This window comes from Flavobacterium glucosi, assembly GCF_048286535.1.
GTDB lineage: Bacteria > Bacteroidota > Bacteroidia > Flavobacteriales > Flavobacteriaceae > Flavobacterium.
Genome location: NZ_JBLVPK010000002.1, coordinates 508,797 through 533,864, shown reverse-complemented (window position 1 = coordinate 533,864; position 25,068 = coordinate 508,797). Strand labels below are relative to the sequence as shown.

16 protein-coding genes are annotated in these 25,068 nt (G+C 35.0%); 1 reads left to right on the top strand and 15 read right to left on the bottom strand.

Going from position 1 to position 25,068, the window contains the following annotated elements; translation table 11 throughout:
- The 4 genes from ACNQGD_RS05430 to aspS form a co-directional block, all read right to left on the bottom strand.
- A complete protein-coding gene (locus tag ACNQGD_RS05430; protein WP_417993006.1) occupies positions 1 to 549 on the bottom strand; it encodes an NADH-quinone oxidoreductase subunit B in 549 nt (182 codons plus the stop codon).
- Between the two features lie 84 nt (positions 550 to 633).
- Positions 634 to 999 carry an NADH-quinone oxidoreductase subunit A gene (locus tag ACNQGD_RS05425; protein ID WP_417998571.1) on the bottom strand — a complete coding sequence of 122 codons (366 nt, stop codon included), beginning with the start codon at positions 997 to 999 and terminating at the stop codon, positions 634 to 636.
- A gap of 307 nt (positions 1,000 to 1,306) precedes the next feature.
- On the bottom strand, positions 1,307 to 1,501 hold the full coding sequence (locus ACNQGD_RS05420; RefSeq protein ID WP_007137066.1) for a cold-shock protein: 195 nt from the start codon (positions 1,499 to 1,501) through the stop codon (positions 1,307 to 1,309).
- Between the two features lie 125 nt (positions 1,502 to 1,626).
- A complete protein-coding gene (aspS, locus tag ACNQGD_RS05415) occupies positions 1,627 to 3,378 on the bottom strand; it encodes an aspartate--tRNA ligase (protein ID WP_417998570.1) in 1,752 nt (583 codons plus the stop codon).
- 228 nt (positions 3,379 to 3,606) lie between these two features.
- On the opposite strand from aspS, the gene ACNQGD_RS05410 reads away from it, so the two are divergent.
- Positions 3,607 to 3,954: a toxin-antitoxin system YwqK family antitoxin gene (locus ACNQGD_RS05410; RefSeq protein ID WP_417995579.1), complete on the top strand. Its 348-nt coding sequence runs from the start codon at positions 3,607 to 3,609 to the stop codon at positions 3,952 to 3,954.
- 395 nt (positions 3,955 to 4,349) lie between these two features.
- Here ACNQGD_RS05410 and ACNQGD_RS05405 read toward each other — a convergent pair whose 3' ends face one another.
- From ACNQGD_RS05405 to ACNQGD_RS05355, 11 genes are all read right to left on the bottom strand, one after another.
- Positions 4,350 to 6,035, bottom strand: a complete 1,686-nt coding sequence (locus tag ACNQGD_RS05405) for a sodium/sugar symporter (protein WP_417993010.1) — start codon at positions 6,033 to 6,035, stop codon at positions 4,350 to 4,352.
- Positions 6,036 to 6,394: 359 nt separating this feature from the next.
- Positions 6,395 to 7,414 (bottom strand): UDP-glucose 4-epimerase GalE, encoded by a 1,020-nt coding sequence (galE, locus tag ACNQGD_RS05400; protein WP_417998569.1) that lies wholly within the window; start codon positions 7,412 to 7,414, stop codon positions 6,395 to 6,397.
- A complete protein-coding gene (locus ACNQGD_RS05395) occupies positions 7,411 to 8,463 on the bottom strand; it encodes a UDP-glucose--hexose-1-phosphate uridylyltransferase (protein WP_417998568.1) in 1,053 nt (350 codons plus the stop codon). The genes galE and ACNQGD_RS05395 overlap by 4 nt, the downstream gene beginning before the upstream one ends.
- Complete coding sequence (gene galK / locus ACNQGD_RS05390; RefSeq protein WP_417998567.1) at positions 8,464 to 9,633, bottom strand: galactokinase; 1,170 nt, start codon at positions 9,631 to 9,633, stop codon at positions 8,464 to 8,466.
- A gap of 95 nt (positions 9,634 to 9,728) precedes the next feature.
- Complete coding sequence (locus ACNQGD_RS05385) at positions 9,729 to 12,155, bottom strand: DUF4982 domain-containing protein (RefSeq protein ID WP_417998566.1); 2,427 nt, start codon at positions 12,153 to 12,155, stop codon at positions 9,729 to 9,731.
- Between the two features lie 34 nt (positions 12,156 to 12,189).
- Positions 12,190 to 13,227 (bottom strand): glycoside hydrolase family 53 protein, encoded by a 1,038-nt coding sequence (locus ACNQGD_RS05380; RefSeq protein WP_417998565.1) that lies wholly within the window; start codon positions 13,225 to 13,227, stop codon positions 12,190 to 12,192.
- A 1-nt stretch (position 13,228) separates the two neighbouring features.
- Positions 13,229 to 14,281 carry an aldose epimerase family protein gene (locus ACNQGD_RS05375; RefSeq protein WP_417998564.1) on the bottom strand — a complete coding sequence of 351 codons (1,053 nt, stop codon included), beginning with the start codon at positions 14,279 to 14,281 and terminating at the stop codon, positions 13,229 to 13,231.
- 159 nt (positions 14,282 to 14,440) lie between these two features.
- Positions 14,441 to 16,663, bottom strand: coding sequence for an alpha-galactosidase (locus tag ACNQGD_RS05370; protein WP_417998563.1), 2,223 nt, complete (start codon positions 16,661 to 16,663; stop codon positions 14,441 to 14,443).
- Positions 16,664 to 16,839: 176 nt separating this feature from the next.
- Positions 16,840 to 19,974 (bottom strand): beta-galactosidase, LacZ type, encoded by a 3,135-nt coding sequence (gene lacZ / locus ACNQGD_RS05365; RefSeq protein ID WP_417998562.1) that lies wholly within the window; start codon positions 19,972 to 19,974, stop codon positions 16,840 to 16,842.
- A gap of 165 nt (positions 19,975 to 20,139) precedes the next feature.
- Positions 20,140 to 21,657 (bottom strand): RagB/SusD family nutrient uptake outer membrane protein, encoded by a 1,518-nt coding sequence (locus ACNQGD_RS05360; RefSeq protein ID WP_417998561.1) that lies wholly within the window; start codon positions 21,655 to 21,657, stop codon positions 20,140 to 20,142.
- An 11-nt stretch (positions 21,658 to 21,668) separates the two neighbouring features.
- A complete protein-coding gene (locus ACNQGD_RS05355; protein ID WP_417998560.1) occupies positions 21,669 to 24,743 on the bottom strand; it encodes a SusC/RagA family TonB-linked outer membrane protein in 3,075 nt (1,024 codons plus the stop codon).
- Positions 24,744 to 25,068 lie beyond the last annotated feature (325 nt).

Genomic DNA, 25,068 nt, shown 5'->3' with positions numbered 1-25,068 from the left:
TTATTTGATATTATAAGAAGCCAATAATTCTTGGTATTCCGGAGAACTTCTTCTTCTTACGGATTCATTTCTCACTAATTCCTGCAATTTCATAACACCATCAACAATTTGCTCTGGTCTTGGTGGGCAACCCGGAACATAAACATCGACCGGAATTACTTTATCAATCCCTTGCAAAACAGAATAGGTATCAAAAATCCCACCGGAACAAGCACAAGCACCAACAGCGATTACCCAACGAGGCTCTGCCATTTGCTCGTATACCTGACGTAAAATTGGCGCCATTTTTTTAGAAATTGTTCCCATGACCATTAGCATGTCCGCTTGACGAGGAGAAAAACTCACTCTTTCAGAGCCAAATCGAGCCAAATCATAATGCGAAGCCATCGTTGCCATAAATTCAATCCCACAACAAGACGTCGCGAAAGGCAATGGCCATAATGAATTGGCACGAGCCATTCCTACAACATCATTCAGTTTTGTTGCAAAGAAACCTTCACCAACAACACCTTCTGGTGGGGCAACCATATTTATTTTAGAATCGCTCATTTTTTATTATTTTGAATTATAAACTTTGAACTAAAATTGCGATAAATCATTTACCATTTAGAATCAAACATTTAAAATAAATCTTTATTCCCACTCCAATGCTTTCTTTTTGATAATGTAGAAAAAACCTACCAAAAGCAAAAGCATAAATATCACCATTTTAATCATTCCTTCCATTCCTAACTCCTTGAAATTGACTGCCCAGGGGTACAAGAAAATTACCTCAACATCAAACAAAACAAACAATATAGCAACTACAAAATATTTTACTGAAAATGGAATTCTCGCATTACCTACAGATTCAATACCACATTCGAAATTTTTATCTTTGGATTCAGAGGATCTTTTAGGGCCTAGTTTTCCAGAAATCAATATAGTTCCTACAACAAATCCTACAGCTAGGATGAACTGCATTAAAATTGGTATATAATTTAATTGATCGGATTGCATATTAGGTATTTTTTGAATGAGAATAAGTCACAAAGATAACTTTCAAATTATTAAATAACAATTAAAACTTAAAAATAGATAGCAACTACAACGTTGTAAATTTACAATTTTTATTAATTATAAATAAGGGAAGATTTTTATCTTGTGAAGTGTTTAACGTTTATAAAACTTAAATATCCAAAAAAGAAGGCTCTTTTATTTTGAAAACGATATAATTTTTAAATAATAATTAAAAAAAAAAACGTTCCGAAATAAATCGGAACGTCTTTAAACATTCGTAGGCAAAAAAAAATTAATTTTTTTATGCTTAGATAACTGCTACTTTCGCAGCAACTTTTCCTTTTCTTCCTTCTTCTTCTTCATAGCTAACTCTGTCACCTTCGCGTAATTCTTCCGCGTTGATTCCTGATGCATGAACAAAAATGTCTTTTCCTGTTTCTTCGTCTGTAATGAATCCGTAACCTTTAGATTCATTGAAAAATTTAACTGTACCTGTACGCATTGTAATAGTAATAATAATTTATAATGGAGCAAATGTAATATTTATTATAATACGAAAGACATTCTTATCTTTTTTTTTGTAAAAATATTGATATTCAACGTTTTCTGACAAGTTTAAACGATAAACTACAACTTCGCCAATTTTATATGGAGCTCTTTTAACTGTGATTCATCTATTGCAGATGGCGCATCTATCATAACATCTCTTCCTGAATTATTTTTTGGAAAAGCAATAAAGTCCCGAATCGTTTCCTGACCACCAAGAATTGCTACTAATCTATCCAATCCAAAAGCCAAACCCCCGTGTGGTGGCGCTCCAAACTGGAAAGCATCCATAAGGAATCCAAATTGTGCTTTTGCCTCTTCTTCAGTAAAACCTAAATATTTAAACATCAATTGTTGTGTCGCTTTGTCGTGAATACGAATTGAGCCTCCACCAATTTCGTTTCCATTCAAAACCATATCATACGCATTGGCACGTACTTTTCCGGGATTGGTTTCCAGTAAATGCATATCTTCTGGTTTAGGAGACGTAAAAGGATGGTGCATGGCATGGTAACGACCGCTTTCTTCGTCAAACTCTAACAATGGAAAATCAACCACCCAAAGCGGTGCAAATTCCGCTGGGTTTCTCAATTCTAATCGCGTCGCTAATTCCATACGCAACGCACTTAATTGTGTACGTGTTTTATCAGCTGGTCCCGAAAGCACAAAAATCATATCCCCAGCTTTTGCGCCGGTGATTTTTGCCCATTGCGTTAAATCATCTTGGTCGTAGAATTTATCTACTGATGATTTATAGGTTTCGTCCTCGTTGCATTTTACATAAATCATTCCGCTTGCACCCACTTGAGGACGTTTTACCCAGTCAATTAGTCCATCAATTTCTTTACGGGTATAATTTCCAACTCCCGGAACTGCAATTCCCACAACTAATTCGGCAGCGTTGAAAACCGGGAATTCTTTGTGTTTCGCCACTTCATTTAACTCGCCAAATTCCATTCCGAAACGGATATCAGGCTTGTCATTTCCATAGGTTTTCATGGCATATTCGTAAGTAATTCTTGGAAATTTATCTACTTCAATGCCTTTAATCTCTTTTAATAAATGTCTTGTCAATCCTTCGAAAACATTCAAAATATCTTCTTGTTCTACAAAAGCCATTTCGCAATCAATTTGCGTAAATTCCGGCTGTCTATCCGCACGTAAATCTTCGTCGCGGAAACACTTCACGATTTGGAAATATTTATCCATTCCGCCCACCATCAACAATTGCTTGAACGTTTGAGGAGATTGTGGCAACGCGTAAAACTGCCCTTCATTCATTCGAGAAGGCACAACAAAATCTCTTGCGCCTTCGGGAGTAGATTTAATCAAATAAGGCGTTTCTACTTCACAAAAATCCAAATCCGAAAGATACTTGCGTACTTCCATGGCTACTTTATGACGAAACATCAAATTGTTTTTCACCGGATTTCTTCGAATGTCAAGGTAACGGTATTTCATTCTGATGTCTTCTCCTCCATCCGTTTCATCTTCAATAGTAAAAGGAGGCGTCAGCGAAGCATTAAGGATCGTAAGCTGAGTAACTAAAATTTCTATCTCACCAGTTGCAATGTTTTTATTTTTAGCTTCACGCTCAATGACAGTTCCTTTTACCTGAATTACAAATTCACGACCAAGAGTTTTAGCCAATTCAAAAACTGATTTTTCTGAACGCCCTTCGTCGAAAATTAATTGCGTAATTCCATAACGATCCCGTAAATCAACCCAGTTCATAAATCCCTTATCACGTGATTTTTGAACCCATCCCGCAAGTGTAACTTCTATATTAATATGTGAGGCATTCAACTCGCCACAATTATGACTTCTATACATTATTCTGATTTTAGATTGTTTCGCCTTTTAGGCTCGGGTGCAAATTTAGGACTAATTATGAATAATGAATTGAGAAATACCATTTTTTAGTATTAGATATTTACGGAAAATTTTATTTTTAATGTTAAATTTTAGTCCAATGTTACTAAATTGTTAACTTTAAGTTTTTTTATTGTAAAATGTTTTATATATTTGTTAAGCTAATATGAATTTAAAAATCCAAACGACATGAAAAAATATATAATCTTAACCGCATTACTCTTCTCAGGAATAGCATTTGCTCAAGAAAACAATCCAAAACTAGAAGCTGTAGGTGAATTAGTAAAAACAACTTACTATTTTGAAAATGGAAAAGTACAACAGGAAGGTTTCTTCAAAAATGGAAAACTGGACGGAGTTTGGACTTCATATGACACAAATGGCAACAAACTATCTGTTGCTAGTTATGAAAATGGAGAAAAAACTGGAAAATGGCTTTTTTGGAATGGTAACAATTTAAATGAAGTAGATTATTCTAACAGCAGAATTGCTTCAGTAAAAACCTGGAAACAAGATGCATTGGTTAACAGAGACTAATAACACATTTATTAAAATACAAAAAAAGCTTCCGAAATCAACGGAAGCTTTTTTTGTATCTGCCTATTACTAAATAAGCAATCAACAGCATTTTTTCAATTACTTATTGGAATCTATAAAGACAAAGCAACTGATTTAGATAAAACACATGTAACTTCACGAAAATCCGTAAATATTTATTCTGTTACAAAAAAATATCATACCCCGATTGAATTTATTTTAAATGCTTCAGAGATTCTTTTATAAATAATGATTTCAAATTCTATTGTAACATAATTCAAATGTATTTAAAATCAAATGCCGTTTAATTATGTTTTCTATTAGTAATTTACCAACCGACTTTAACTAAACGGCACTAATTTTATTCCTGTCTACTGAAACTAATTGTTATAGTACTACCAGAACTTAGCGTACAAAGCAAAAATAATCAATAAAATAAAGACGATTAATACTGTTGTTTGAGGTTTCAACTTAAACATTTGCGTATCTAATTCAAAAGCCTTTGGATTCACTTTTGGTCCAGCAAAACTCACTGCAATCATAATTAGCATGGTGAACATAAATGACAATCCCATACAAATATGAAATGGTATTTCATATCCGCCTTTTCCATTGGTGTAGGCAGTGTATAATAAGGTTTCATTTCCAAATAATTCCGGCGCAAATTCGTTAAACAATACCGACAACAAGAAACCTGAAATCACCCCTATTATCGCCGCAGTGCCTGTAGTTCTTTTCCAGAACATTCCAAGGAAAAACATAGCAAAAACCCCCGGACTGATAAACCCTGTATATTTTTGGATATAAGTAAACCCACCTACACCACCAATTCCTAAAATATCATTCCAAGTAAACACAACAGCCAAAAGCATCGCTGCAAAAACAGCATATCTCCCTATGTTGACTTGGCTTCGATCACTCGCATCTTTTTGAATGTATTTTTTATGCACATCTAAAGTATAAATAGTAGAAATACTATTCACTTTTCCCGCTAATGACGCAACAATAGCAGCCGTTAAAGCAGCTACAGACAATCCTTTTAAACCTGTTGGCAAAAATGTTAACACTGCAGAATACGCACCATCTTTCCCACCTACTAATTGAGGTAAATGTCCGTTTTCATATAAAACATAAGCAGCAATTCCCGGCAACATAACAATAAGCGGCATTAACAATTTCAAAATACCTGCAAACAAAATACCGGTACGCGCCGTTTGTAAATCGGCACCCAAAGCCCTCTGGGTAATGTATTGGTTACAACCCCAATAATTAAGATTAATAATCCAGATACCAGCCAAATACGACATCATTCCTGGAAAAGTAAGATACTTATTAATATCATTTTGAGAAGAAGTCGCTGTTGGTTCCGGGATAATCATTTTGAAATGCTCCGGAGCTTCCCTCATTAATACCTTAAATCCTGCAATTGCATTTTCTCCAACACCAAAATATTGTCCAACTGTTGTCAAAGCAATATATGACGTAACCAATCCACCGATAATTAAAACAGCAACTTGAATTACATCTGTATAGGCCACCACTTTCATACCTCCTAAGGAGATCACTAAAGCAAAAACGGCAAGCCCAATCATAATAGCGTGTAAATATTCGCCACCCGCTAATCCATTAATGGCAACAGCACCTAAATATAAAATAGAAGTAAGATTTACAAATACATATAAAAACAACCAGAACACGGCCATAATTAAAGCCGTTGATTCGTTATACCTTGTTTTTAAAAACTGAGGCATGGTGTAAATCTTATTTTTTAAATAAACCGGAATAAACCAAACGGCCACAATAATCAAAGCAATAGCAGCAATCCATTCATAAGCGGCAACTGCAATTCCTAAAAAGAATCCCTCCCCACTCATTCCAATAAACTGTTCAGCAGAAATATTAGACGCAATTAAAGAAGCTCCAATAGCCCACCATGTCAATGTTCCCTCAGCCAGAAAATAAGCTTTGGCATCATGTTCGTTTTTCTCACGTTTGCGATAAACGGTATATCCATAAGTGGATACCACGATAAAATAAATAATAAATACTGCGTAATCAGCAAAAGCAAGGTTCTGGTTCATGAGTAATTTGTGTTTTAGAAATTAATATAAATGAATGAGATTATTGTCTTGTATTATATATTCTTTTTTATGAGTGTAATTATACTATTTTTTTAAACAAATCACACTAAACTATGCTTAAAACCATATAATTCAATTGTAGAATTGAATATAAAATGTGATATGTATTTTAATTTTATTATTTTTTTATGAATTATGAAAGTCAAAAGTAAAATAAAAATATTTATTTACATCATTTATAAATGTATTTTTTACATTTATAAATGATGTATAGGTTAAATCATAAAAAAAGTCCTTAATCTATTATATTCACTGCACTTTCATATTGATTTCACAACAAAAAGTGGTTCCGTAAATTTCTAACGGCTTTTTCTGACCTTTTGTTCCCATTTCCAAGCACTGTCAATCGCTTCTTCCAGACTAGACTGTGTTTTCCAACCAAGAACCGTATGGGCCTTATCCGTATTGGCATAAACCGAAGTCACATCTCCTTCTCTTCTTGGAACAATAGTGTAAGGCAATTTTTGTCCGCTAACTTTTTCAAAAGCGTTAATCACTTCCAGTACGGAACTTCCGGTTCCAGTGCCCAGATTAAAAACTTCTAATTTATCAGAATTCTTTTTGTTTACCAATCTTTGCAAAGCTATAACATGAGCTTTCGCCAAATCGACTACGTGTATGTAATCCCGAACGCAGGTTCCGTCAACCGTTGGGTAATCATTCCCATAAACGGATAATGTAGCACGCAAACCCATTCCGGTTTGTGTAATAAAAGGAACCAAATTTTGCGGCAGACCGATGGGCAATTCTCCAATTTCAGCTGATGGATGTGCACCGATGGGATTAAAATAGCGCAACAAAATAGCATTGATAGTACTTACTTTCGTAACATCCGCAATAATCTCCTCTCCTATTTGCTTGGTATTACCATAAGGTGACATTGCAGTTTTAATTGGTGTCGTTTCGGCAATTGGCATCACTTCGGCTTGACCATAAACCGTACAAGAGGAACTAAAAATAAAATTAGCTTCCGACTTTTTCTGTAACTCCTGTAAAATGTAAACCAATGAAGCAACATTATTTTCATAATACAACAAAGGTTCTTTCACGCTTTCTCCAACTGCTTTGGAGGCAGCAAAATGAATCACACCAGCCACATCATCATGCTTTTCAAAGAAAGCTTGAACAGCTACTTTATCTCTTAAATCTATTTGTTCAAAAAGTGTTTTTTTACCTGTGATTCGTTCTATACCATCCAAAACATCAATGGAGGAATTAGACAAATTATCAATAACAACAACTTCAAAATTTTCATTTTGCAATTCCACTACGGTATGAGAACCAATGAATCCCAAACCTCCTGTGACAACTATTTTCATGACTTAATTTTATAATGTACATTCGATTGCGCTCTTAAAACGGCAGCACTTTTCTCTGGTGTGATGTCTCTTTGCGATTCTCCCATCATTTCGTAACCCACCATGAATTTTTTCACAGTTGCGGAACGCAATAAGGGTGGATAAAAATGCATGTGAAAATGCCATTCCGGATGCAATTCTCCGTCAGTTGGTGATTGATGAATTCCAGATGAATACGGGAAAGATGTTTCAAAAAGATTGTCGTATTTGGTCGTCAATTGCTTTAAAATAATTGCAAAATCGGTTACTTCCGTTTCCGTGAAATCCGTTATTTTACTCACATTCCGTTTGCTGACAATCATTGTTTCATACGGCCAAATTGCCCAAAAAGGAACCAATGCCACAAAATGATCATTCTCTACAACAATGCGTTCATCTAATTCCATCTCCTCCTTTATGTAATCCTGAAAAAGCGTTCTGTTATGTTTTTCAAAATAGGATTTTAAGTTATTTTGCGTTTTCTCCACTTCGGTTGGCAACGAGGATTGTGCCCATATTTGCCCATGTGGATGCGGATTACTGCAACCCATCACACTTCCTTTATTTTCAAAAATCTGAACATGATTAATGTAATCTACAGTACCTAAATCCGTGTATTCTTTTTGCCAGGTATGAATGATATTTTCAATCGCTTCTGCTGGCATTTCCGGCAATGTCAAATTGTGTTTTGGCGAAAAGCACACCACGCGAGAAATTCCTCTTTCTGGCTTAGCTCTAAAAAAAGTTTGCTTTTTGTTTTCTTCAAATGCAATTTCTTCTTGCTTTAAAGCAGCAAAATCATTTTCAAAAATAAAAGAACTTTCATAATCCGGATTGACCATTCCATTCGCCCGTACATTTCCCGGACACAAGTAACACGTTGAGTCATATTCCGGCAAGACATCCGAAGTTATTGTTTCATTTTGTCCTTGCCAAGGACGTTTCGAACGGTGTGGAGAAACCAAAACCCATTCGTTTATTAACGGATTATAACGTCTGTGCGGATCTTCGTTGATATCAAAATTTTTCATTTATTTCGCAATATAAAGTGATGTTCCATTTCCGATTTTTACATCGTAAATTTTTAATTCTATTCCAAAAGAATCTAAATAAAGTGCAGAAAGCTGCTGTTTAATTCGCTCTTCATGCCCTTTTTTAATCAAGTTGATGGTACAACCACCAAATCCACCGCCCATTAATCGGGAACCAACTACGGCTTCTTCTTTTTTAAGTGTATCTACAATCATGTCTAATTCGGCGCAACTTACTTCATAATCAGCTGATAATCCTTCGTGCGTTTCGAACATTAATTTACCTAAAACTTCAATCTTTCCACTATCTAATGCTTCACAGGCAAGTTTCACCCGTTTGATTTCTTTTACAACGAAAAGACACCTTTTAAAAACATTGGCACTCATTACATGTTGCAATCCTAAAACATGTTGCTCGTTACAATCTCTAAAACTAGTTATCTCAGGAAAATTACTTTTTATAATCGCAATCCCTTCTTCACATTGCTGTCTTCTTTCATTATAAGCCGATGTCATTAAGGAATGTTTTACATTCGAATCGAATAAAATCAAAGAATAATTATTAAAATCAGCATTATGGTATTCATATTCTAAGGTCTTGCAATCAATTTTTATTACCTTGTTTTCTTGTCCCATGACGCTCGAAAACTGATCCATAATTCCACAATTGATTCCTACCCAATGTTCGGCACTTTGACTCATTAAGGCAATATCAACCGGTTTTATTTTCAAGTCAAAAAGTTCGTTGATTCCAAACAAAAACCCACATTCGAGTGCAGCAGATGAAGACAAACCAGAACCTACGGGAATATTACTGCTAAAAACACAGTTGAACCCATTAAATTCAAAACCTTTGATTTTCAATTGGTTAATAACTCCTCGGATATAATTCGTCCATACATTATCCGTCAATTCCATGTCCGTTGTCAAATCAACTTCAAAAGAATCATCTAAATCTATAGCAATTATTTTCGAGGTATTATAATCGTTTTTTTCGAAAGCAAAACAAATAATTTTGTCAATTGCTGCCGGCAAAACATAACCATCGTTATAATCAATATGTTCACCAATGATATTAATTCTTCCCGGAGAAAGCACCATTTTTTGAGGTTCAGTTCCAAAGCTCTTTTCAAAAAAAGCTATCGTTTTTTTAATTAATAAATCGTTCATTTTCTTTAAATTACTGTTATTTTGAAATTGTTAAGTATTCGCTTTTAAAGCCGTACTTGATACTTGAACAACTCTTTTCTTTTTAAGATTTTTACTTATTTAGTAGCTGCTAAAATCAATTTTCCGCTCTTAAGCCCAGCTCCATTTACTTCAAGTTTTACATTACCGGCAGTTTTTGTCGATTTTACAAGCACTACCAATTTTCCGCTAAAAAGTTTCATGGTTTCTTTATGAAACATTTCGAGTGAAGTAGCATCACCATTGCAAGCAGCTCGGTAAGTCCCAGCCCCTGAAACCTTAAATCTTAACTGATTAGTCGCCGTAGGACAAAGAATTCCATTTTTGTCGACTACAGATACGGTTACGAAGGATATATCCTCGCCATTGGCAGTGATTGTTTTCCTGTCAGCATCTAAAACAATTTGGTACGGCTTGCCAGCAGTACGTACTTCTTCTTCAGCAACCGCTTTACCATTGTCATCATAAGCCACCACTTTTACCGTTCCCGGCTCATATTTCACATCCATCCACATCAAACGATAGCGATTCTGGGGTGTATTTTTATTTTTTTTCTGCACTCCCATGCTTTTGCCATTTATAAAAAGTTCGGCGCTGTTGTAGCTTGTATATACAAAAACGGGAGTTACCTGTCCTTCGCGGCCTTCCCAGTTCCAATGTGGCAGGATATGTAGCGTAGATTCCTTTGTATTCCAGCGGCTTCGGTATAAATAATAGCGGTCTTTAGGTAAACCGGCTAAATCGTTAATCCCAAAATAAGAACTTCGGGACGGCCAGCTTTCATCATAAGGCGTAGGTTCTCCTAAATAATCAAAACCAGTCCAAACAAACTCCCCAATTACCCAAGGTTTATCATCTTGAAGCACAAAATCTTCATCAGGCACATTAGACCAGCTACAGGCTTCCAAATCATAAGAGGAAGATTGAAAATCAGGATATTGTTTCATTTTTTCCTGAACCACAGGGAATTTATAAATCCCTCTGGAGCTCACCGTTGAAGCGGTTTCTGAACCTAAAATAAACCCTTGCGGAAATTTTGCAAAGGCCTCATCATATAAATGTACCCTATAATTCAATCCTGGAACATCCAGCACAGCTCCAAAACCAGATTCCATAGTCGCTTTTACCTGATCCATCCCTACAGTTACCGGACGTGTTGGATCTTCTCTATGAAATATTTCCTGCAGCCATTTGGCACGTTTTACACCAGCTTCTCCCCATTGATCCGGCACTTCATTTCCAGAACTCCACATCACAATAGAAGGGTGATTTCTTGTTGCCTGCACTAAATTCACGATGTCTTTTTCGGCATACTCCTCAAAAAAACGATGATACCCATTTTCTACTTTTGGCTTTGCCCATTCATCAAAACTCTCTGCCAAAAATAGAAATCCCATTTCATCCGCCAATTCAAGCTGCTCGAAAGAGGGCATATTGTGCGAACTGCGAATCGCATTACAGCCCATATCTTTTAATATCTCCATTTGCCTGCGTAACGCGGCTTTATTTACTGCAACTCCAAGCGGACCAAGATCGTGATGAAGACAAACTCCTTTAAATTTGGTTATCTTTCCATTAAGACTAAAGCCTTTATTAGGTTCGTATTTTATTTCTCGGATCCCAAAACGGGTTGAAATTTCATCTTTCAGTTCTTTTCCAACATATAATTGGGAAACCGCTTTATACAAATAAGGAGTTTCGGGACTCCACAATCTTGGTTTTTCTACTTTTATGTTTTGATCGAACTCCTTTCCGAATTGTATAGCCGACTCCTCTGAATTTAGTTTATGTCCTTCGGCATCAAAAATAGTGGTAACTAAACGAGTATTTTCCCCAGAGACTTTGGTCTTAATATTAACTTTAGCAATTGCCGAACTTATAAAAGGTGTCGTTACAAACTGTCCCCATTGGTCAATGCTTTCGTTGTTTTTTACAATGACACTTACTTTTCGATACAAACCGGCACCGGGATACCAGCGTGAAGCAAATTCTTTATTGGTTAATTTTACGGACAATGTATTGGGTCCATCTTTTATAAATTGGGAAACATCAAAATAAAAATAACTATAGCCATACGCCCATTCTCCTACTTTTTTTCCGTTTAAATACACTTGAGGTTCGCTCATCGCCCCTTCAAAAAGTAAAATTATTTTTTTGCCTTTTGAATTTTTAGGCAATGTAAATGTATTGCGGTACCACGCTGTTCCAACATGAGGTAGTGCACCTGTTCGTCCCGTTTTTTCGGTAGCTATATTTTCTCCATTTTGAACAATGGCAACATTCTGTATATCTACATTTTTATCAAAAGGCCCGTAAATTGCCCAATCATGTGGAACGGTTACGGATTCCCATTTCGAATCATTAAAATTTACTTTAAAAGCCTCTTCAAAATCTCCTTTTTGAAATTTCCAATTGGTATCTAACACTTTAACTTCTCTCGTTTGAGATACAGCCAATTGTGTAAAAGTGAAACATACAAACAGAACGTGTATTACTTTCTTCATTTTCAAACCTTTTTTAAAATTTTATTAATCAAAACTATTCTTTGAATGCGTCCAGCGCCATTGATGGTTTCCCGTCAGAATGCCAAGCGCTCAGGGAATAACCGCTCCAACTTTTTTCGCCCTGTGGTTCCCAATAAATTACGCCAAGTCCTTTGTTATTTGGCACTGCTTTGACCGCTTTAATTGTTGCGGCTAGCATTTCGTACGTATTTTGCACTTTGTCATATTCACCACCAACTTCTACAACCATCACTTCTTTGTCATATCTGGTAACCATATCATTCAAATTATTGGCTAAATCCGCAATAGTTTCCGTGTAGTCTTTCTTGATCCAAAAAGGGTAATAGGACAATCCAATCACGTCGTACTTTACCTTATTTTCTTTGGCATTATCAAAAAACAATCTGAATTTTTCATTATTATTTCCTTCGTCAAGATGGACGATTACTTTAATTTTAGGATCAATAGCTTTTGTAGCTTCATAGCCTTTGTTTAGTAATTGTGCCAATTGACTCCAATTTTTAGTACTTCCTTCGGGCCACATCATACCTCCAGGAATTTCATTCCCAATTTGAACCCATTCCGGAGTAACTCCAGCTGATTTCAATGCACTCAAAACGTCAAAAGTATGATTGTAAACATCCGTCATTAACTCTGGAAAAGTATGGTTTTCCCAAGCTTTTGGTTTGAATTGTTTGCCGGGATCTGCCCACGAATCGCTGTAATGAAAATCAATCATGATGCGCATTCCCATTTTTTGAGCTCTTAAAGCCGCAACAACCGTTTCTTCCTTGCTGCAATGCCCACTGGCTTTATCATCATTTGGATTAACCCAAACACGAAGGCGAATGGTATTCATGCCTCTGTCTTTCAGCAATTGCAAGCAATCTTTTTCAGAACCATCGGTATCGTAAAATTTGTATCCTGTGGCAACCATCTGTGGCAACCATCCTATATCGGCTCCTTTTGCAAAAGAATTCTTTGGAACGGATTGGTTTATATCTTGGGCAATACTACAAGAATACGCAAGCATTGTCAATAAAAGCAGTACTGCTATTTTTATTTTTTTCATATTAAAAAGATTGGAATTTATATATGGTTTTGTGATAATACAACTCATCTTTTCTCAAAACTGAGTTGGGAAAATGCTTGTAATTAGGTGCATTTGGGAAATTTTGAGTCTCAAAACAAATACCACTCAAAGCATGATAATCCGCATTTTCTTTTCCTTTTACAGCATTAAAACAATTACCGCCAACATAAATATGAGCACCCGGCTGATTGGTATACACTGACATTTTTAAATTATTCCTTTTATTGAAAAGAGAAGCTGCAAATTCATTTTCTTTATTCAAAATAAAGGTATTGTCAATTTTCGAAGGGCATTTTCTGGGCGAAGTAAAATCAAATGGACAATTTGCTACGTTCAAAAACCTTCCGGTTGGAATATTTTCGTTGGTAGTTTCTAACAATCTATGGGAATTGACCATTATTTCTTGTTCAGAAACATTGGATTTGTGTCCATCAAGATTAAAATAACTGTGATGCGTTAAATTCACAACAGTGTCTTCTGTCGTTGACGCAGTGTAATTTATGATTAATTCATTAACATCAGCCAAAGTATATGTTAGTTCAACGGTTAAATCACCCGGGAAATTTTCTTCTTGATCTGGACTAAAATAGGCTAATGTTATGGAGGGGTTTTTACCGTTATTTATTTTTTTTACTTTCCATATTTTTTGACTAAAACCTCCATTTCCTCCATGAAGAGAATGATTCTTCTGATTCTTTTTTAAGTGAATTGATGTCCCGTTTAATACAAATTCGCTGTCACATATTCTTCCGGCAAATCTTCCAATGGTTGCTCCAAAGTAAGGCGCACTTTCCAGATCAAATGATTTAATGTAGGCTTCCAAAGTATCAAAACCCAATACTACATCTACAAATTCACCGTTTTTCAGTGGCATTTTCAATGAGGTAATAGTTGCGCCATAATTGGTAACCTTAAGTTGCATTCCGTTTTTGTTGGTTAATTCATAAAGAGAAACCTCTTCACCATCATGCATTCTACCAAATAATTCCATTATACAGCTGTCTTTTAAATGTGATATCTCTTTTATTTTCATCCTTTTTTTTATTAAATACAAAAAATCAAAAATAAAACAATTGTCTAAAAATACATACCAGTACCTACCAGTTTTTAAGTGTTAAAAAAACCTCGAATGTTTACTATTCGAGGGTTAATTACTAAGTCAAAACCTTTGTATACATACCACATTTTTATCTTATTCCACTTCAGTAATTTCAAGTATGACACTTGTTCTTTGTAAATTTACATTTGGATTAATCCCCACCTTCATAAGAAAATCACCTGAAAAAACATTTTCAGAGGGGATCGTAGAACTGACTCCTGGATATATGTTTAATTCTTTTACTGCATATTTTTTATTTTGATCTAATCCTTTCAAAACGACTGGAAGTGGAGTTGCTGTCAACATAAATCTATTGTTAACCAAATAATTAAAAACAACTGCCTTACTCTTGTCTTTATCAACATACATTAATGCAGAAATATCATTTTCATGTGGATTCACTAAACGATACAAATCACCATGCCAAACAATATCTTTGAATGAGCTATAATTTTTTATTGCTTCTTTGCAGAACAACTTATCCTTATCGCTTAAATGACTAACCACAATATCAAATCCTAATTTACCCATACTTGCTACATCAACTCTGAATTTTAACGGCTGTTTTCCCCAGTCAGTGACATGGTTATCCGTTGTAATAGCGGGAAAAAAATACGAATAATCCCATTGCATAAATATTCTTTCTAAAGGCTCAGTGTCATCACTCGGCCAGAATTCTGTAAAGTATTTTAACAGTTCATAATCTCCACGTCCTCCTCCGCCTGAGCATAACATCATAGGAACTTTAGGATATTTAGCACGAATTCTTTCTAGTACTTTATATAACCCTCTTATATAATCAACATATAAATTAGATTGTGGAATACCTTTTTTGTTAAGATAGGCTGAATACGCGTTGTAAATAACCGCATTACAATCCCATTTTATAAATGCCAATTCCGGATTTTTAACAAAAAGGTCGTCTACAATCCCAAATACAAAATCCTGTACTTCTGGATTTGACAAATCAAGCACTAATTGGTTTCTATAATATACTTCCGGTCTTTCCGGTTGTCGAATTACCCAGTCCAAGTGCTTTTCATATAACTCACTTTTAGGATTTACCATTTCAGGTTCAATCCAAATTCCAAATTTAACCCCTTCTTTTTTAGCTTCTTTTACTAAATAACCTAAACCATGAGGTAGCTTCTTTGCATTTTCTTTCCAATCTCCAAGACCTGCTTTATCATCATTTCTAGGATATTTATTTCCAAACCATCCGTCATCTAACAAAAACATATCTACTCCAATGTCCTTAGCATCTTTAAATAAATCTGCAATTTTATTTTCATCAAAATCGAAATAAGTCGCCTCCCAGTTGTTTAACAACGTAAGACGTTCTCCTTCACCATCCAACACTCTATATTTCCTTGCCCAATCATGAAGATTCCTACTTGCCTCACCAGTACCATTATTAGATAAAGCATATATCAAAGACGGAGTTTTAAAAACTTGATTCGCTGGCAAAAGATATTCAGAGGCATATGGACTAACCCCTGCAATAAGACGAAGATTCTTATACGAGTCAACCTCAAAATCTAATTTAAAATTTCCGCTCCAAGCCAATTGCCCAAGCATCACTGTACCTTCAGTTTCTGAAGCAGGCTTCCCAAAAGACAAAATAAAATTTGGGTTTTGAAGCAACATCGCTCTTGTTCCCAGTTTAGAATCTACTGTTCTTATTCCCTGCAAAAGTTTTGACTCAATAGGTTGCATTTCCTTTAAATACTGTCCTTGAAAACTGGTTAAATAAAAATCTTTATTAGTAAAATATAAATTAGCCGACGCAAATTTTTGCAACAGAACAGCCTTCTTTTCATTGTGTTTTATTTCTGACCATTGTTCAATTACATTTTCTTTGGGCCAAACTTTATAAAACAAAGTCACCTCAAATGGGTAAACTGGATCTTTTAAAACAATAGTTGTAATAGAGGAATTCGCATCAATTTTTTCCGTTTTATGACTTACATATTTAAGTTCTAAAGAGGGATTTCCATCAGCATGCTTTACTTGAACAGCTGGTTCTGAAAGATTCCAAGTTCCCGCAGGAGTATAGACTCCATTATAAATTCCAGCATTCTCATCCTTGAAATTATAAGCCAAAGAAGCTGATGGATATTCACTCACATTTGCTAGAGGTTTCCCAAAATAGACTGTCATCAAACGATTATTACTATCTGTCTGCAACAACATCATATTGCTATTGGTTGCAATAGGTATTGTAACTTTTTGCGCCCATAAACTGATGACACCAAACATAAAAAACAATGTAAAAACACTCTTTTTATTGAAACAGAATTTTAGTTTTTCTTTCATATGTAGATAATATTTTTTTTTATAGGAATAGGGTATTGCCATTCTTCATTCCCGTTTATGTTTTTTTTGGAAACATGTCGATTTCATAATAATTGATTTTAACAGCGATTTTCTATCAGATTAGTTTATTTCATTCCTATTCATAATTGCTAAAATAGGAGTGAAATTTTCATTTTTTATTTCTTTTTAGGTTTAATAACAAAACCGTAATTATATTCTTTATTTTTCAATTGATACTCTTCGTGTGGCATAGCGCCCCAACTATTGTCTCCACCAACACCTCTTTGTGCTAAATCAACACATACCACAACTTCATGACGTGGTGTAATATCATTCGTATGACGGTATTTTTTTGTCAAACCTGGATCAAAATCTTCAGGATAATTATGTAATGCACTTACTCCTAGCGGCTGTAAACCTTCAATTTCAATACCATTTCCTGAATTATTTGTAAGTGTTACCCAACGAACGTCTGTTTTATATCCATTTTCTTGAGGACGTGTGTAAGGAACATATTGATCAGCAACCTTACTTTCATAAATTCCTTTCAGAGAGGATGTGTTTCTATCTTGATAATTCTCCCAAGGTCCTCTTCCGTAGTACCTAAAATTATCAAACTCTTTTTTGAGAGAGAACAACATTCCAAAACGAGGCATTTCGGATAATGGATTGTTTCCTGCTTTGAATGAATTTTGTACAGTTAAACTACCAGTAGAATCCATTGTATAAGTAATTGTATAAGCTGAAGCTACATCCTTTAAGAAAAGATGAGCCACTACTACCGTTTTACCAGACACTTCTTTGACCTCAATAGCATCCAAATTACTGAATCTTCCCACTGTTCTCCATACATTACTGCTTACTTGCATATAATTCCCAAAATCATTATCCGTAGGTGCTCGCCAAAAATTAGGAACCGGCATTTGATTGAAATAATATTCGTCGTTAGATTTATATTGTTGCATTAAACCCGTTTTCTTATTTATAGTTACTTCAACACCTGCAGCGCTGAGGGTGATAGCATCTTTAGTGTCTTTAACTATAGGATTTGTACCAGCATCAGCTTCTTTAACAAAATATTTAGGCTCCCCAATTGAAAATTGTTCGCGGGCTACTTCATAATTTTGAGGTAACACTTCCGTACCTTCCTTTGTGTAGGCAAAAATATTTAAAAGATATTCCACTCCATCTTTAGTAGCAATTTTTGGTAATTCAAACTGAACCTGTTTCTTAGATTGTGGCGCAAGAACGATAGCACTAGTTCCTGTTTTGATAACTATCCCGTTTTTTAGCACTTCATATTTGAAACGATATTTATCAAGATTTGTATAACCAAATCCGTTTTCTACCTGAATAATTCCTTGTTTTAAATCAACTGCTGTAAAAAGAATATCCTGATACACTTTTTTTACTTCAAAAGCACCTGGATGCGGCGTACGATCTGGCCAAACTAATCCGTTATGACAGAAATTTTCATCGTTGGTGTAATTTTGGCTTCCCATATCTCCACCATACGACCAATATTTACGTCCTACTTCATCTGTCATTTCAAATCCCTGATCTACCCAATCCCAGATAAATCCTCCCTGCATATTATTGCTGCTGCGAATAATATCCCAATATTCCTGAAAATTACCACTACTATTACCCATAGCATGTGAGTATTCACACATAATAAACGGACGTTTCACCTCTTTGCGTTTAGCATATTCTCTCATATAATCCATACTAGGATACATGGGACAAACTATATCGGTGTTTTCTTCTTCACCAGCTTGCTCAAATTGAACCAATCGAGTTTTGTCTCTATTTTTTATCCAATTATAAGCCTCTTGAAAAACAGGTCCGTTTCCACACTCATTACCCAAAGACCAAAGAATTACAGAAGGTTGATTTTTATCTCGCTCTACCAAACTGTAAATGCGATCCATGTGAGCTGCTTTCCACTGAGGCAGATAAGCAGGATGTTTTTTTTTATCGAAGGAACCTTGCAATTCAGCACCCATACCATGAGTTTCAATATTAGCCTCGTCTACCAAGAACAAACCATATTGATTACACAACTTCACCCATTCAAGGTTAGACGGATAATGACTGCTTCGCACCGCATTGATATTTAATTGCTTCATCATGCGAATGTCCTTCATCATGGTTTCTTTAGTTTGATAATGACCCGTTTTAGGATTGTGTTCATGAATATTTACACCATGCACCATGATTCGGATGCCGTTAACCAATAACTGTCCGTTCTTTAATTCTACTTTTCGGAAACCGATTTGAGTAGCAACCGTTTCCACGGGCTTTCCAATATCATCTTTAAGTGTAAGCAATAGAGTATATAAATAAGGACTTTCATTGTTCCATAAAAGTGGTGAAGCTACTTTATCATTAAAGCTAACTGATTCCGTTGAATTTGCTTTTAAATCTACTTTAATCGTTTTTGCAAAAACTTCTTTTCCTGTTGCATCCACCAATTTAGCGTCTACAGTTTGACCATTTTTTGCAACCTTGTTCATGTTCTTAAGTTTAACATCAACAGAGAGACTTCCGTTTTTATAAAAATCGTCAAGATCAGGACGGGCAAAGAAATCTGCAATACGAGTATTAGCAGTACTGTAAAGGTAAACGTCACGATCGATCCCTGACAAACGCCAAAAATCTTGATCTTCCAAATAAGAACCATCACTCCATCGATACACCTCAACAGCAACCTGGTTTTTACCGACTTTTACATAGTTAGTAATATCAAATTCCGTTGGACTTTTCGTGTTTTCACTATAGCCTACTTTTTCTCCATTTATCCAAATATACATTGCTGAAGTTCCTGCTTCAAAATGAAGGTAAACACGGCGTTCGTTCCAATTTTCTGGCAACTCGAAAGTACGTCGGTAAGACCCCACTGGATTATCTGCATGATCAATGAATGGTGGATTTTTGACAAATGGATAGGTAATGTTAGTGTAAATAGGAATTCCATACCCGCCCAATTCCCAGTTTGAAGGAACCGTAATTTCTTTCCAATTGGTTGTATTAAAATCTGTCTTAAAAAAATCTTTAGGACGCTGATCGGGTGTTGGTGCCCAATTAAATTTCCATTTCCCATCTAAGGTAAGAAACCAAGGGGAACGAGTATAATCATCAGCAATAGCAGATGATTCATCAGCATAAGGCAAAAATGCGGCTCTCGCCGGTTCTCTATTAATCTGAAATATTGCTGGATTTTCCCAATCATTAGTCATTGGCTTTTCTTGTGCGAACACAACCAAAGAAATAACGGTAAAAATGCAGGCTAAAATTGTTGCTTTTTTCATTTATAATGAATTTTTAAGATCGAAATACTTTTATCTAATACACTTAAAGATATCGGATGTTTTTTATAAGAGATGACAAATGATTAATCCGCTATGATATAGTTTATTAATCATTTGTCAAATTCTTAATTTAACTTTTCATTAATTAAATTGCATAAACCCTAATTACCAATTGGCATTTTGTGTCATTTTTGGGTTATTATTTAACTCACTTTCCGGAATAGGAAAGTAGTTGTATTTAGCCGAGTAATTAAGATAACCACCAACTTGACTTCCTTTGATTACTTTTTCTAAAGTACCCCATCTTCTTAAATCATACCAGTGAATCCCTTCCCGAGCAAATTCAACATTTCTTTGGTGCATAATCTCATCCATCATTTGAGTTTGACTCCATCCTGTCATTACGACAGTGCCTAACTTCGCTCTATCTCTAATTCTTTTTACCAAAGGTATGGCTTCACCAACTTTTCCTTGCATTGTTTTTGCTTCAGCAAGCATTAAAAGTACATCAGCATAACGCATTGCATATTCATTCAGTTCTGATTTCCAATCCCCTTCATCTTTGTTCCACCAGTTTTGATTTTTTCTAATCCATATAGCATTCGCCCCAAACTTTGATGCAAAATCATAATTATAGTAAATACTGCCAGGATAGCTCCAAGCCAAAGTACTTAAAGCTCTAGGATCAAAGCTGCCATCCGCAGTTTTCTCTTTGATCATAGCCTCTAATAATTTTTTTGTTGGCAACAGCTCAAACCATCCTCCAACTTCTCCTGGCGCTAATTCTTGAGCCATAGTAGTTGCTCTAGATCTTTCGGATGGATTTCCACCCCAAATAGTAGCACCCCCTTGTCTACTAAACTGAATCTCAAACACTGATTCCTTACTATTTTCGTGCTTACCATCAAATAATTGTGCGTAATCATCCAAAAGACCATATCCATTTGCGGTTTCGTTATTTACCAGTTTAGAAAATTGCTCTTCGGCTTTTGTCCAATTTTTTAAATACAAATACGATTTTCCAAGGTAAGCGATTGCCGTATTTTTTGTTACTCTGCCTTTTAGAGCTGAAGGATAGATTTCCGGTAGCGGACTTGTTGCTGCAGACTCAAAATCGGCAATTACTTGTTTCCATACTTCCTCTTCTGTCGATTTTTCTTTAAAATAATCTGCTGATTCTTTTACTAGATCTGTAAAAATTGGAACACTCCCAAATTCATTCACTAAATTAAAATAATTTAATCCCCTAAGAAATGTTGCTTCAGCAACTAGCTGTGCTCTTTTAGTCTCATCAATATTTTTGATTTGAGGAGCATAATTGATTACTTGATTTGCACGAAATATACCAATGTACATTGCTTTATACATTCCAGTAGTTTCATTTGTACTAGGTGTATTCTTATATGTAGAAACTGCATAACGCCCCGGAACATCATTTCTGGCAACAAAATTTTCTGTTCTGTTTTCCTTCAACTGCATTGCTTGTATTTCCCAATATCCTGCGTTATTGTTATCTACTAAAACATTGTAAACAGTCGCTAACCCCGATTCCAAATCATCCTGAGTTTGCCAGAAAGAACCAGTTGTTACTTTACTAGGATTTTGCAATTCAAGATCCTCGGAACAAGAACTTAGCAAAGCAAGTCCTCCCATAAAATATAATATAATTAATTTCTTTTTCATTTTTCGTTGATTTAAAAGTTAAGTTGCATACCAAAAATAATAGTCTTGCTTAATGGGTACGATTTATAATCTATTCCTCTACCTCCAAGTCCATCAGCCGAAACATCCGGATTGTATCCTGTATATTTAGTAGAAGTGAAAAGATTATCTCCTGCAACATAGAATCGACATCTGTCAATTGCTATTTTTTTACTTAAGTCATTAGGAAACGTATACCCAACTTGAATCGTTTTTATCCTAAGATAAGAACCATCTTCAAGGAAACGATCTGAATAATCAGCGCCATTATCATTTGGATCATCTATATTCAATCTTGGAAAATTAGAGTTAGGATTAAAAGTAAATGAATCTAAAGTTGAAGTAGCATAATTTGTATTTGCTTTTACTGTTGCTAAGTCCGTATTATTTCCATTATATATCTCATTACCTTGAACACCTTGAGCAGCAACGGTCAAATCAATTCCTTTCCAATCTGCTTGAATACGAAGTCCATATTCGAAATCAGGAAAAGCACTTCCTCTAAATTGTCTGTCTCCAGCATCAATTTTTCCATCTCCATTAAAATCAATATATCTTATGTCTCCTATTGCTGCTCTTGGTTGAATAGGACTTCCATTCACATTATGTGCATCCAGTTCTTCTTGTGATCTGAACAATCCATCTGTCTTAACAAGGAAAAAAGAATAAATAGGGTATCCAACTTTACTGTAAGTCACAGCTGATCCATGAAATGATCCACTAGAACCCGCAAGAATCTGACTTCCTGTGCTCAATCCTTCAACACGATTTTTTACACTTGAAATATTAGAATTTATAGAGAAATTAACTTCTCCTACTTTTTGATTAAGTGTTAAACCCATCTCAAAACCTTTATTTGAAACCTCTCCGGCATTTGTATAAGGATCATTACTAGACCCCACTGACAAAGGAATTGGCACACGTAAAAGTAAATCTGATGTATTTTTTTGAAAGTAGTCGAAAGTATAATCTAATTTACCATTCCATAAACCTAAATCAAAACCAACATTGGCAGTCGTTGTTGATTCCCATTTTAATCCAATCGCAGGATATTCTGTTTGAATATTACCAATCCAAAGTGTATTTGGTTCTCCTGTACCATAACTTATTCCTGATGTAATTGATCCAAGGTATTGGTAATCTCCAATTTCTTGATTTCCTAATATACCATAACTTGCACGTATCTTGAGTTCAGATACAGGCAAGTCTAGGTTTTTGAAAAAATCTTCTTTTCCTATTCCCCATGCTGCAGAAATTGACGGGAAATTTCCCCATTTGTTTTCTGGACTAAAACGAGAGGAACCATCACGTCTAAAAGTTGCCGTAAGGATGTATTTATTATCGTAAGAATATATCGCCCGTCCAAGATATGAGGTCAATTTACTTTCAGTAGCAAACCCAGAAATAGCTGGTTGTTCTGCACCCGCAAGAACAAATATACCATCTGGCATTCCTTGTACAGAGCCTAAAATAGAACGAAAACTATTTTGATAAACAGTATGTCCTGCTAATAAATTTACAGAATGTTTCCCGAATTTTTTTGAATAATTTAAAGTGTTTTCAATTTGATAATATTGGTTTAAATCACTTCCTTCCGCTAAAGTATTTTTTAAATTCTTGAAAAATCCACCCACTTCATAACGAGGCGTGTAGTTATAACTCTTATGCTCCGAAAGCGTTACTCCAACATTTAATTTATATTTAAAGCCATCAAAGAAACTTGCTTCAGCATACGTATTAATCAATGCTTGGTAATAATCATTTTTTACATCAAAAAGATTCAACGCCGCTACAGGATTAAATATATCGGTAACCGCGCCTGATGCACCGCCATATCCGCCTATAGCATCTTCATTATAGATTTCAAATCCAGGAATCATAGATATTGCAGCTCCAAGAATATTTCTTCCCTGACCTGGTATGCCTGGCAAATCATTTCTTTTTTCTTTGGTCAACATTACCGTTTCTCCAATTTTAAAAATCCCTTTTTTGTAATCTGATTTAACTCTTAAGTTAACACGGTCATAATTTGTTTCTTTTATAACTCCTTCTTGATTATAGTAGCTTAATGACATATTATATTTCAAATTATCCGATCCTCCAGAAAGCCCTAATGAATAATTTTGTGTTGGAGCATCTCTAAATATTTCATTTTGCCAATTAATTCCCGCACCAGGAACTTGAGGATTTAGCGCAATGTCTAATGGTGCTTTTCCTGCTGCATTATATGCAGCATTACTTACTTTAGCCCATTGCTCTTGATTTAACAAATCTAGTTTTTTAGTCACACTGGCAACACCATAGAAAGAATCAAAGGTAACTTTCATTTCTCCCTTTTTCCCACTTTTTGTAGTAATCAAAATCACACCATTTGCAGCTCTTGAACCATAAATAGCAGCTGCAGAAGCATCTTTCAAAACTTGAATTGATTCGATGTCACTTGGATTTAGATTATTCATTGATGCAACTGCAATATCATCAACTAATATCAAAGGATTATTATTGTTTAGTGATCCAGCACCTCTAATCTGAATTCTGGTTCCAGAACCAGGAGCTCCACCCGCAGACTCTACAGTAACACCGGCAATTTTACCCTGTATTGCACTTCCTAAATTTGTATTACTTTGAGAATCTAATTGTGCAGCTTTTAATCCTCCAACAGCTCCTGTCAAGTCACTTTTTCTAATAGTACCATATCCAATTACAACTACTTCATCTAATGTATTATTTTCTTCATTGAGTGAAACATTTATCAAATTTCTACCTGCAATGACTTCTTCAACTGTTACATACCCGATGTAGGAAAAAATTAATGTAGCATTAGGATCAGATACATTTAATTTATAATTCCCTTCACCGTCAGTCATTGTTGCATTTGTCGTTCCTTTGACGACTACAGAAGCGCCAATAACTGTTTGAAATGTTTTTTGATCTACAACAGACCCTGTTATAATATTTTGACCCTGTAAACTAATACAGGATACCATAATGATTATTGACAAAGTGAGTTTAGATGTTAAGAATGCTTTAATCCTTAACAAATGATTTACGTTCTTAATGGTTTTCATAAATTCATGGTTTTAAAAATTGGTTGGTTAATATTTTTTTTTATTCGTTTAATTATCCTTTTAAAAGAGAGGGAAAATTAGTAGCTTTCTCAATAAAAGATAAAATTGAAATTGAGTTCGAAATTAATTTATTCAAAATTTTTGTTGCTTTTGTTTAATTTAAAGTAAATTTTTACACTGTATATTAGATTGTTAAAGTGAAATATTAATGTTTTTTAGATCTTCTATCTAGGTCTAACTTGCCTATCAATTCACAGCCTAAGACAAATTTTTACTGCTGCACAATACAACTATGACAGCAATGTACCCCATGATCTTAATTCCA

What these genes read in the sequence shown, in the direction of transcription:
- ACNQGD_RS05425 (WP_417998571.1), bottom strand. Translation starts at nt 999, where the DNA reads ATGCAATCCGATCAATTAAATTATATACCAATTTTAATGCAGTTCATC.
- ACNQGD_RS05385 (WP_417998566.1), bottom strand. Translation starts at nt 12,155, where the DNA reads ATGAAGAAAGTAATACACGTTCTGTTTGTATGTTTCACTTTTACACAA.
- aspS (WP_417998570.1), bottom strand. Translation starts at nt 3,378, where the DNA reads ATGTATAGAAGTCATAATTGTGGCGAGTTGAATGCCTCACATATTAAT.
- ACNQGD_RS05405 (WP_417993010.1), bottom strand. Translation starts at nt 6,035, where the DNA reads ATGAACCAGAACCTTGCTTTTGCTGATTACGCAGTATTTATTATTTAT.
- galK (WP_417998567.1), bottom strand. Translation starts at nt 9,633, where the DNA reads ATGAACGATTTATTAATTAAAAAAACGATAGCTTTTTTTGAAAAGAGC.
- galE (WP_417998569.1), bottom strand. Translation starts at nt 7,414, where the DNA reads ATGAAAATAGTTGTCACAGGAGGTTTGGGATTCATTGGTTCTCATACC.
- ACNQGD_RS05420 (WP_007137066.1), bottom strand. Translation starts at nt 1,501, where the DNA reads ATGCGTACAGGTACAGTTAAATTTTTCAATGAATCTAAAGGTTACGGA.
- ACNQGD_RS05355 (WP_417998560.1), bottom strand. Translation starts at nt 24,743, where the DNA reads ATGAAAACCATTAAGAACGTAAATCATTTGTTAAGGATTAAAGCATTC.
- ACNQGD_RS05395 (WP_417998568.1), bottom strand. Translation starts at nt 8,463, where the DNA reads ATGAAAAATTTTGATATCAACGAAGATCCGCACAGACGTTATAATCCG.
- ACNQGD_RS05410 (WP_417995579.1), top strand. Translation starts at nt 3,607, where the DNA reads ATGAAAAAATATATAATCTTAACCGCATTACTCTTCTCAGGAATAGCA.
- ACNQGD_RS05380 (WP_417998565.1), bottom strand. Translation starts at nt 13,227, where the DNA reads ATGAAAAAAATAAAAATAGCAGTACTGCTTTTATTGACAATGCTTGCG.
- ACNQGD_RS05430 (WP_417993006.1), bottom strand. Translation starts at nt 549, where the DNA reads ATGAGCGATTCTAAAATAAATATGGTTGCCCCACCAGAAGGTGTTGTT.
- lacZ (WP_417998562.1), bottom strand. Translation starts at nt 19,974, where the DNA reads ATGAAAAAAGCAACAATTTTAGCCTGCATTTTTACCGTTATTTCTTTG.
- ACNQGD_RS05360 (WP_417998561.1), bottom strand. Translation starts at nt 21,657, where the DNA reads ATGAAAAAGAAATTAATTATATTATATTTTATGGGAGGACTTGCTTTG.
- ACNQGD_RS05375 (WP_417998564.1), bottom strand. Translation starts at nt 14,281, where the DNA reads ATGAAAATAAAAGAGATATCACATTTAAAAGACAGCTGTATAATGGAA.
- ACNQGD_RS05370 (WP_417998563.1), bottom strand. Translation starts at nt 16,663, where the DNA reads ATGAAAGAAAAACTAAAATTCTGTTTCAATAAAAAGAGTGTTTTTACA.